General features: G+C 71.5%; 9 protein-coding genes. All 9 read right to left on the bottom strand.

What is annotated here, in order from left to right:
- Positions 1 to 77: 77 nt before the first annotated feature.
- The 9 genes from GCU69_RS23835 to uvrC all read right to left on the bottom strand — a co-directional run bounded on the left by GCU69_RS23835 (position 78) and on the right by uvrC (position 9,401).
- Positions 78 to 413 carry an RNA polymerase-binding protein RbpA gene (locus GCU69_RS23835; RefSeq protein WP_003957010.1) on the bottom strand — a complete coding sequence of 112 codons (336 nt, stop codon included), beginning with the start codon at positions 411 to 413 and terminating at the stop codon, positions 78 to 80.
- Positions 414 to 593: 180 nt separating this feature from the next.
- Entirely contained in the window at positions 594 to 824 is a 231-nt protein-coding gene (gene secG, locus GCU69_RS23830) for a preprotein translocase subunit SecG (RefSeq protein ID WP_176604639.1), read from the bottom strand.
- 173 nt (positions 825 to 997) lie between these two features.
- On the bottom strand, positions 998 to 1,774 hold the full coding sequence (tpiA, locus tag GCU69_RS23825) for a triose-phosphate isomerase (RefSeq protein WP_098751362.1): 777 nt from the start codon (positions 1,772 to 1,774) through the stop codon (positions 998 to 1,000).
- A 7-nt stretch (positions 1,775 to 1,781) separates the two neighbouring features.
- Positions 1,782 to 2,984: a phosphoglycerate kinase gene (locus GCU69_RS23820; RefSeq protein WP_098751363.1), complete on the bottom strand. Its 1,203-nt coding sequence runs from the start codon at positions 2,982 to 2,984 to the stop codon at positions 1,782 to 1,784.
- A gap of 105 nt (positions 2,985 to 3,089) precedes the next feature.
- Entirely contained in the window at positions 3,090 to 4,094 is a 1,005-nt protein-coding gene (gene gap, locus GCU69_RS23815) for a type I glyceraldehyde-3-phosphate dehydrogenase (protein WP_098751364.1), read from the bottom strand.
- Positions 4,095 to 4,361: 267 nt separating this feature from the next.
- On the bottom strand, positions 4,362 to 5,363 hold the full coding sequence (gene whiA, locus GCU69_RS23810) for a DNA-binding protein WhiA (protein WP_098751365.1): 1,002 nt from the start codon (positions 5,361 to 5,363) through the stop codon (positions 4,362 to 4,364).
- Positions 5,354 to 6,370: a gluconeogenesis factor YvcK family protein gene (locus GCU69_RS23805; RefSeq protein WP_156207128.1), complete on the bottom strand. Its 1,017-nt coding sequence runs from the start codon at positions 6,368 to 6,370 to the stop codon at positions 5,354 to 5,356. Before GCU69_RS23805 ends, whiA begins: the two co-directional genes overlap by 10 nt.
- Before the next feature lie 59 nt (positions 6,371 to 6,429).
- A complete protein-coding gene (gene rapZ / locus GCU69_RS23800; protein WP_176604638.1) occupies positions 6,430 to 7,353 on the bottom strand; it encodes an RNase adapter RapZ in 924 nt (307 codons plus the stop codon).
- Entirely contained in the window at positions 7,350 to 9,401 is a 2,052-nt protein-coding gene (gene uvrC / locus GCU69_RS23795; RefSeq protein ID WP_098751367.1) for an excinuclease ABC subunit UvrC, read from the bottom strand. Before uvrC ends, rapZ begins: the two co-directional genes overlap by 4 nt.
- Between the last annotated feature and the right edge of the window lie 222 nt (positions 9,402 to 9,623).

The following is a 9,623-nucleotide window of genomic DNA, read 5'->3' as shown; positions in this document are numbered from 1 at the left end:
GGCCCGGGCCTCGGCGCAAGCGGAAAAGCTACAAGCGGTGGCGGGCGGTGAAACCGGTGGCGGGGCGGTGAGCCCGCTCAGATCTCGCCGCGGAGCTTGGCGAGCGCCTCGGCGAGGATGGCCTCGCCGTCCGCGTCGCTGCGCCGCTCGCGCACATACGCGAGGTGCGTCTTGTACGGCTCGGTGCGGGGCGGGTCCGGCGGGTTGTCCCGGTCCTGGCCGGCGGGGAAGCCACAGCGCGGGCAGTCCCAGGTGTCCGGAACCTGCGCGTCACTGGCGAAGCTGGGCTGCGTCTCGTGCCCGTTCGAGCACCAGAAGGAGATGCGGAGCCGCGGCGCGGATTCCCCCCGCTCGGCCTCCCCCATCGGCCCCGCTCCGACCCGGCTTCCACGGATCGCGTTGCCACTTGCCACGGTCGTAACTCCCTGCGTGATGGTGCTGCGAAGCATCGTAGGCGGCTCGGGCTGCCGGGCGCCTCGGTGTGTGTATGACACAACTCGTTCTGTGCGACACAACGCGCGTCCAGTGACAGGAGTTACCAACCCGCCCCCGGGGGCGCAACCCCATGATAGGGCCGCGCATACGACGGTGCGTCAGCTGTCCAGCTTCATCAGGATGCCGAGCGCGACAATGCAGGCGAACCAGAGCAGACCGACCACGACGGTGATCCGGTCCAGGTTGCGCTCGGCGACCGACGAGCCGCCGACGGAGGACTGCATGCCACCACCGAACATGTCGGAGAGACCGCCGCCCTTCCCCTTGTGCATCAGCACCAGCAGCATCATCAGCAGGCTGAAGACGATGAGGGCGATCGAGAACCCCATAACCACGGCTGGACCAACTCTCTCGGGCTTGACGGCTGTGTATCGGAATATCTGTACAACGGACGAACGGAAAAGACTTCGGGGGCCGGGGGCGGCTGGACACCACCCCGGCCCCCGACAGAGTACGACGGAGTACGGCCTCCGGCCTACTCACCGGCCCCGTTACCGGCCGGTTACTGGTCGCGGAAGCGGACGATCTTGACGAACTCGTCGGCGTCCAGCGCGGCCCCGCCGACCAGCGCGCCGTCCACATCCGGCTGCGCCATGATCGCGGCGACGTTCCCGGACTTCACCGAGCCGCCGTACTGGATGCGGACCTTGTCCGCCAGTTCCTGGTCGTACAGCTCGGCGAGCCGGCCGCGGATCGCGCCGCAGACCTCCTGCGCGTCCTCGGGGGTGGCGACCTCGCCGGTGCCGATGGCCCACACCGGCTCATAGGCGATGACGATGCTCTCGGCCTGCTCGGCCGGGACGTCCTTGAGCGCGCCGTCGAGCTGGGCGAGGGTGTGCTCGACCTGGTTGCCGGCCTTGCGCACGTCCAGGCCCTCGCCCACGCACAGGATCGGGGTGATGCCGTGCTTGTAGGCGGCCTTGACCTTGGCGCCCACGATCTCCTCGTCCTCGCCGTGGTACTGGCGGCGCTCGGAGTGCCCGATCGCCACATAGCTGCACTTGAGCTTGGCGAGCATCGGGCCGGAGATCTCGCCGGTGTAGGCGCCGCCGTCGTGCGCGGAGATGTCCTGGGCACCGTAGGCGATCTTCAGCTTGTCGCCGTCGACCAGGGTCTGCACCGAACGCAGATCGGTGAAGGGGGGCAGGACGGCGACCTCGACGGCCTCGTAGTCCTTGTCGGACAGGGCGAAGGCGAGCTTCTGGACGTGGGCGATGGCCTCGAGGTGGTTGAGGTTCATCTTCCAGTTGCCCGCCATCAGCGGGGTGCGGCTGCTCATCAGGGGGTCAGTCCTCCAGTGCGGCGAGGCCGGGGAGCGTCTTGCCCTCGAGGTATTCGAGGCTCGCGCCACCACCGGTCGAAATGTGGCCGAAAGCGTTCTCGTCGAAGCCCAGCAGCCGCACGGCGGCGGCGGAGTCTCCGCCGCCGACGACGGTGAAGCCGGGGCTGTCGAGAAGGCCCTGGGCGACCGCGCGGGTGCCCTCGGCGTAGTCGGGGTGCTCGAAGACGCCCATGGGACCGTTCCAGAAGACGGTGTCCGCGTCGGCGAGCTTCGAGGCGAAGAGCTTACGGGTCTCCGGGCCGATGTCCAGCCCCATCAGCTCGGCGGGGATGGCGTCCGCGCCGACGGTGGCCGGCTCGGTGGCGGCCTTGGCCTTCAGGTCCGGGAACCCGGCGGCGGCCAGCACGTCGACGGGGAGGACGAACTCCACGCCGCGCTCCTTCGCCCGGGCCAGATAGTCCCGCACGGCCGGGAGCTGGTCCTCCTGCAGCAGCGAGCTGCCGACCTCGTACCCCTGCGCCTTCAGGAAGGTGTACGCCATGCCGCCGCCGATGAGGATGCGGTCGGCCTTCTCCAGCAGGTGGTCGATGACTCCGAGCTTGTCGGAGACCTTGGCGCCGCCGAGCACGACGGCGTACGGCCGCCGGACGTCCTCGGTGAGCTTCTTGAGGACCTCGACCTCGGCGGCGATGAGACCGCCCGCGGCGTGCGGGAGGCGGGCCGGGAGGTCGTAGACCGAGGCGTGCTTGCGGTGCACGGCGCCGAAGCCGTCACCGACGTAGAGGTCGGCGAGGGCGGCTAGCTCGTCGGCGAAGGCGCCGCGCTCGGCGTCGTCCTTGCTGGTCTCACCGGCGTTGAAGCGCAGGTTCTCCAGCACGGCGATCTGCCCGTCGGCGAGGGCCGCCACGGTCTCCCGCGCGGAGTCGCCCACGGTGTCGGTCGCGAAGGCGACGTCCTTCCCCAGCAGCTCGCCGATGCGGCGGGCGGCGGGCGCGAGCGAGAACTGCGGGTCCGGGGCCCCCTTGGGGCGGCCCAGGTGGGAGGCGACGATCACCCGCGCGCCGGCCTCGGCGAGCTTGGCGACGGTCGGCAGGACGGCGCGGATGCGGCCGTCGTCGGTGATGGTGGTGCCGTCGAGCGGCACGTTCAGGTCGGCGCGGACGAAGACCCGCTTGCCCGCGACCTGGAGGTCGTCGATCGTCTTCATGCGTGTGCAAACTCCATCGTCTTCGGTTGGCACACAGGGCTCGGACGGCGCGACGTCGCGCCGTCCGAGCCCTGCGGGGTGCACATCGGTGCCGTCAGGCAGCGGTCAGAGCTTGCCACCGACGAAGACGGTGAGGTCCACCAGGCGGTTGGAGTAGCCCCACTCGTTGTCGTACCAGCCGACGACCTTGACCTGCTTGCCCTGCGCCATGGTGAGCAGCGAGTCGAAGGTGCAGGAGGCCGGCCAGTTGACGATGTCCGAGGAGACGATCGGGTCCTCGGTGTACTCCAGGACGCCCTTGAGCTGGCCCTCGGCGGCCTTCTGGAAGGCGGCGTTGACCTCGTCCCGGGTGACCTCGCGGTCCAGCTCCAGCACCAGGTCGGTCACCGAGCCGGTCGGGACCGGGACGCGCATCGCGATGCCGTCCAGCTTGCCCTTGAGCTGCGGCAGGACCAGCGCGGTGGCCTTGGCGGCACCCGTGGAGGTCGGGATGATGTTCTCCGCGGCGGCGCGGGCGCGGCGCAGGTCCTTGTGCGGGAAGTCCAGGATCCGCTGGTCGTTGGTGTACGCGTGGACGGTCGTCATCATGCCCTTGACGATGCCGAAGGCCTCGTCGAGCACCTTGGCCATCGGCGCCACGCAGTTGGTGGTGCAGGAGGCGTTGGAGATGACGTCGTGCTGCGCGGCGTCGTACTTGTCCTCGTTGACGCCCATGACGACGGTGATGTCCTCGTTCTTCGCGGGCGCGGAGATGAGGACCTTCTTGGCGCCGGCGGCGAGGTGCTTGGCGGCGTCGTCGCGCTTGGTGAAGATGCCGGTCGACTCGATGACGATGTCGGCGCCGAGCTCGCTCCACGGCAGGTTCGCCGGGTCGCGCTCCGCCATCGTCTTGAAGGTCTTGCCGCCGACCGTGATGGTGTCCTCGGTGTGGCTGACCTCGGCCTTGAGGCGGCCCAGGATGGAGTCGTACTTGAGCAGGTGCACCAGGGTCGCATTGTCGGTCAGGTCGTTGACACCGACGATCTCGATGTCCGCACCCTGCTCCAGGGCGGCCCGGAAGAAGTTACGACCAATGCGGCCGAATCCGTTGATGCCTACGCGGATCGTCACGAACCGATCTCCTCGTTGGTACGCCGGTTTCGACGCCGGCGAGCTGTATGGGATGTCCCCGACCACCCTCGACCCTACCCCTAAGAAGGGACGTACGTGACATTGGCAGCGGCGGCCCGGCCGCCCCCGTGGCGGGGCCGGGACACCGCCTCCGATCACTGCTTCGTCACACTGGGTAAGCGTCGCAGGACACGGCACGGACTACCGATGAGTAGGGTTCGGGAGCGGGTCCGGCGGGGCCCGGTGGGGCGGTGATCCGACGGGGCGTCAGCCGACCATCTCGCCGGAGAGGTCGCCGGGCAGCTCCTCGGAAAGGTTCGACTCCGTGCCCGGAATGCCCAGGTCCTGCGCCCGCTTGTCGGCCATCGCGAGCAGCCGGCGGATACGGCCCGCGACGGCGTCCTTCGTCAGCGGCGGGTCGGCGAGCGCCCCCAGCTCCTCCAGGGACGCCTGCTTGTGCTCCATCCGCAGCCGGCCGGCCGCCGCGAGGTGCTCCGGCACCTCCTCGCCGAGGATCTCCAGGGCCCGCTGCACCCGGGCGCCGGCCGCGACCGCGGCACGCGCCGAGCGGCGCAGGTTGGCGTCGTCGAAATTCGCCAGCCGGTTGGCGGTGGCCCGCACCTCGCGGCGCATCCGCCGCTCCTCCCAGGCCAGCACCGACTCGTGCGCGCCGAGCCGGGTCAGCAGCGCGCCGATGGCGTCCCCGTCCCGTACGACGACGCGGTCCACGCCCCGCACCTCGCGCGCCTTGGCGCCGATGCTGAGCCTGCGCGCCGCCCCGACCAGGGCGAGCGCCGCCTCGGGCCCCGGGCAGGTGACCTCCAGGGAGGAGGACCGGCCGGGCTCGGTGAGCGAGCCGTGCGCCAGGAAGGCGCCGCGCCAGGCGGCCTCCGCGTCGCAGGTGGCCCCCGAGACCACCTGCGGCGGGAGCCCGCGCACCGGACGGCCGCGGCCGTCGACCAGTCCGGTCTGACGCGCCAGCTGGTCACCGCCCGCCACCACCCGGACGACGTACCGGCTGCCGCGGCGCAGGCCGCCCGGGGCCATCACGACGAGGTCGGAATTGTGCCCGAAGATCTCGAGGATGTCCTTCCGCAGCCGCCGGGCGGCGATACCGGTGTCCAGCTCCGCCTCGATCACAATCCGGCCGCTCACCAGATGGAGCCCCCCGGCGAACCGCAGGATCGACGAGACCTCCGACTTCCGGCAGCAGGTCCGGGTGACGGGTAGCCGGGAGATCTCATCCTTCACCGCTGCCGTCATCGCCATGGGCCGATCCTTCCGTGCATCCTGAAAATCCGGTCGTACGCGGCGGCCAGCAGCTCGGGGTCGTGCTTCGCCGAGCTGTCCGGCGCGGCCACCGGCGCCAGCTCGACCGTCCCGCCGAGCCGCTCGGCGGCTTCGGTGAGGCTTTCCCGGTCGGGCACGGCGGCCTCGTCGGCCAGCACCACGTCGAAGGCGAGTTTAGGGGCGTGTCGGGCCAAAACCTCCAAATGACGCTGCGGGGAGAAGCCGGAGGTTTCGCCGGGTTGCGGAGCGAGGTTCAGCGACAGCACCCGGCGGGCCTTCGTCTCCGTCAGCGCGTCCAGCAGCTCGGGCACCAGCAGATGCGGGATCACCGAGGAGAACCAGGAGCCCGGACCGAGCACCACCCAGTCCGCGTCGAGGACCGCCTCCACCGCCTCGGGCACCGCGGGCGGGTCGGCCGGCACCAGGTGGACCGACTGCACCTCGCCCGGGGTGAGCGCCACGGTCGCCTGGCCGCGCACCGTGTCGACGTCCTCGGCACGGGAGGGGTCGTGGCCCCGTACCAGCGCCTCCAGCTCCAGCGGCACGGCCGACATGGGCAGCACCCGGCCGTGCGCGCCCAGCAGCCGGCCGACCCACTCCAGCGCCCGCACATGGTCGCCGAGCTGCTCCCAGAGGGCGACGATCAGCAGATTGCCGACCGCGTGACCCTGGAGCTCGCCCTCGCCGGCGAAGCGGTGCTGGATGACCCGGGCCCACGTCTGGCCCCAGTCGTCGTCCCCGCAGAGCGCCGCGAGGGCCTTGCGCAGGTCACCGGGCGGCAGCACGCCCAGCTCGTCGCGGAGCCGGCCACTGGAGCCGCCGTCGTCGGCCACGGTGACGACGGCGGTCAGGTCCCCCGTGATCCGGCGCAGCGCGGCGAGCGAGGCGGACAGCCCCTGCCCGCCGCCGAGCGCGACGACCTTCGGATTGGTGCCGCGCCGGCGGCCGCCGGGACGCGCGGCGGCCCGGCCGCCGCGCTCCGGCATCAGCCGCCGTACGCGTCCGCCGATCCGCGAGGCGTCGCCGGCGGGCTGCCGCGGGGTTCTCACTCGCGCCCCATGTCCCGGTGGACCACGACCGTCTCCACTCCCTCCGCGGCCAGGCGGGCGGCGAGCTTCTCGGACATCGCGACACTGCGGTGCTTGCCGCCGGTGCAGCCGACGGCGATGGTCACATACCGCTTGCCCTCGCGGCGGTAACCGGAGGCGATGAGCTGGAGCAGCTCGGCGTAGCGGTCGAGGAACTCCTTGGCGCCCGGCTGGTTGAAGACATAGCCGGAGACTTCCTCGTTGAGCCCGGTGAAGGGGCGCAGCTCCGGCACCCAGTGCGGGTTGGGCAGGAAGCGGCAGTCCGCGACCAGGTCGGCGTCGACCGGGAGGCCGTACTTGTAGCCGAAGGACATCACGGTCGCCCGCAGCTCCGGCTCCTCCTCCCCCGCGAACTGGGCGTCCATCTTGGCGCGCAGCTCGTGGACGTTGAGGCTGGAGGTGTCGATGACCAGGTCGGCGTCGCCGCGCAGCTCGCGCAGCAGGTCCCGCTCGGCCGCGATGCCGTCGACGATGCGGCCGGAGCCCTGCAGCGGATGCGGGCGCCGGACCGACTCGAAGCGCCGTACGAGCGCGTCCTCGGAGGCCTCCAGGAAGATCACCCGGCGCTTGACCTTCTTGGCGGCCAGCACCGCGAGGGACTCGCGGAGGCTGTCGAAGAAGCTGCGCCCGCGGACGTCCACGACGACCGCGATCCGGGCGACGTTCCCCTGCGAGCGCGCGCCGAGGTCCACCATGGTGGGGATCAGGGCGGGCGGCAGATTGTCCACCACGAACCAGCCGAGGTCCTCCAGGCACTTGGCGGCCGTGCTGCGCCCGGCTCCCGACATGCCCGAGATGATGACCAGCTCGGGGATGGCGTCGGCCGCCTCCGCCGTCGTGCCCGTACCCACCTGTTCTCCGTCTCTTCCGGTCTCGCTCATCTTTCCATCCCCCGTCCCGCCGGCGGCACACCGGCCGCCGGACCCTCGTCTTCCATGATCTCTCCGGTGGCGGTGTTCACCGCCGGGGCGGCGGGTGCCGCCTTCGCGAGAGCCGCCACGACGCTCTCGGCCGTCTTGCGGCCGAAGCCCGGGACCTCGCAGATCTCGTCGATCGTCGCCGAACGGAGCCGTTTGAGCGAGCCGAAATGCTTCAGCAGCGCCTGCCGGCGGCTCTCGCCGAGTCCGGCCACGTCGTCCAGCGGCCCGGCACGCAGCCGCTTGCCCCGCTTCTTGCGCTGGTACGCGATGGCGAAGCGGTGCGCCTCGTCGCGGACCCGCTGGAGGAGATACAGGCCCTCGCTGGAGCGGGGCAGCACGACGGGGTCGTCCTCGCCGGGCAGCCAGACCTCCTCCAGCCGCTTGGCGAGGCCGCAGACCGCGACGTCGTCGACGCCCAGCTCCTCCAGCGCCCGCCGGGCCGCCGCGACCTGCGGCTGCCCGCCGTCGACGACGACGAGCTGCGGAGGATAGGCGAAGCGGCGCGCCCGGCCCGTGTCCGGGTCGATCGGGCCGCCGGACTGGGCGTCGATCTCGCCGCCGGCCTCGGCCGGGTCGCCGGGCGCCTCCTCGTCCCACTCGCCCGTCTTCTGCTTCTCCAGCAGATAGCGGCGGAACCGGCGGCTCACGACCTCGTGCATGGACCGTACGTCGTCCTGGCCGGCGAACGACTTGATCTGGAAGCGGCGGTACTCGCTCTTCCGGGCCAGGCCGTCCTCGAAGACCACCATCGAGGCCACCACGTCGTCGCCCTGGAGATGGGAGATGTCGAAGCACTCGATGCGCAGCGGGACGGAGTCCAGGCCGAGCGCCTCGGCGATCTCCTCGAGGGCCCGGGAGCGCGTCGTCAGGTCGGAGGCCCGCTTGGTCTTGTGCAGCACCAGTGCCTGCTGGGCGTTCCGCTGGACGGTCGCCATCAGGTCCTTCTTGTCGCCGCGCTGCGGTATCCGCAGGTCGACTCCGCTGCCGCGGCGGTCCGCGAGCCAGCGCGCCAGCGGATCGACCGGGTCGGGCAGCGCGGGGACCAGCACCTCCCGGGGGACGCCCTCGCCGCTCTCCTCGCCGTAGAGCTGCTGGAGGGCGTGCTCGACGAGGCCCGCGGTGTCGACCGCCTCGACCTTGTCGGTGACCCAGCCGCGCTGGCCGCGCACCCGGCCGCCGCGGACGTGGAAGATCTGGACGGCCGCCTCCAGCTCGTCCTCGGCGACGGCGATGAGATCGGCGTCGGTGGCGTCGGCGAGGACGACGGCGTTCTTCTCCATGGCGCGGCGGAGCGCCTCGATGTCGTCGCGCAGCCGGGCCGCCCGCTCGTACTCCATCTCCTCCGCGGCCCGCTGCATCTCCCGCTCCAGCCGGCGCAGATAGGCGCCGGTGCGGCCGGCCATGAAATCGCAGAAGTCGTCGGCGAGCTCCCGGTGTTCCTCGGCGCTGACCCGGCCGACGCAGGGGGCGGAGCACTTGCCGATGTAGCCGAGGAGGCAGGGGCGGCCGATCTGGGCCGAGCGCTTGAAGACCCCGGCGGAGCAGGTCCGCACGGGGAAGACGCGCAGCATCAGGTCGACGGTCTCGCGGATCGCCCAGGCATGGGCGTACGGACCGAAATAGCGCACGCCCTTCCGCTTCGGCCCGCGCATGACCTGGACCCGGGGGAACTCCTCGTTCAGCGTGACCGCGAGGGAGGGGTAGCTCTTGTCGTCGCGGTACTTGACGTTGAACCGCGGGTCGAACTCCTTGATCCAGGAGTATTCGAGCTGGAGCGCCTCGACCTCGGTGGAGACGACCGTCCATTCCACGGAGGCGGCGGTGGTCACCATCGTGCGGGTCCGCGGGTGGAGGTTCGCCACGTCCTGGAAGTACGAGGAGAGCCGCTGGCGGAGGCTCTTCGCCTTGCCGACGTAGATCACCCTGCGGTGCTCGTCGCGGAATTTGTAGACCCCCGGCGAGTCGGGGATCTGTCCCGGCTTGGGTCGGTAGCTGCTCGGGTCGGCCATGGCACCCACCCTACTGGCGGGCACCGACGCTCCGGGGTCCGCGCACCGGGACCGGCGGTACGGGTCGGGCCCGGTGGGTCAGGGCGGCGGGGCCAGTGGGTTTCGGCGGCGGGCCCGGCGGGTTTCGGCGGCGGACCCGGCCGGTTTCGGCGGCGCGGGCCCGGCCGGTTTCGGCGGCGGGCCCGGCCGGTCACGGGCCGGTGCCGGAAGGTGCCGGGCGAG

It is taken from the genome of Streptomyces lycii, assembly GCF_009735685.1.
In the GTDB taxonomy this organism is placed as follows: domain Bacteria; phylum Actinomycetota; class Actinomycetes; order Streptomycetales; family Streptomycetaceae; genus Streptomyces; species Streptomyces lycii.
The sequence above is the reverse complement of the archived record's forward strand: the minus strand, read 5'-3'. Positions and strand labels throughout refer to the sequence as shown.

Bases quoted from the DNA above. Each gene is read 5' to 3' on its own strand.
- secG (WP_176604639.1), bottom strand. From the start codon at position 824: ATGGGGTTCTCGATCGCCCTCATCGTCTTCAGCCTGCTGATGATGCTG.
- tpiA (WP_098751362.1), bottom strand. From the start codon at position 1,774: ATGAGCAGCCGCACCCCGCTGATGGCGGGCAACTGGAAGATGAACCTC.
- GCU69_RS23820 (WP_098751363.1), bottom strand. From the start codon at position 2,984: ATGAAGACGATCGACGACCTCCAGGTCGCGGGCAAGCGGGTCTTCGTC.
- whiA (WP_098751365.1), bottom strand. From the start codon at position 5,363: ATGGCGATGACGGCAGCGGTGAAGGATGAGATCTCCCGGCTACCCGTC.
- GCU69_RS23805 (WP_156207128.1), bottom strand. From the start codon at position 6,370: ATGCCGGAGCGCGGCGGCCGGGCCGCCGCGCGTCCCGGCGGCCGCCGG.
- rapZ (WP_176604638.1), bottom strand. From the start codon at position 7,353: ATGAGCGAGACCGGAAGAGACGGAGAACAGGTGGGTACGGGCACGACG.
- uvrC (WP_098751367.1), bottom strand. From the start codon at position 9,401: ATGGCCGACCCGAGCAGCTACCGACCCAAGCCGGGACAGATCCCCGAC.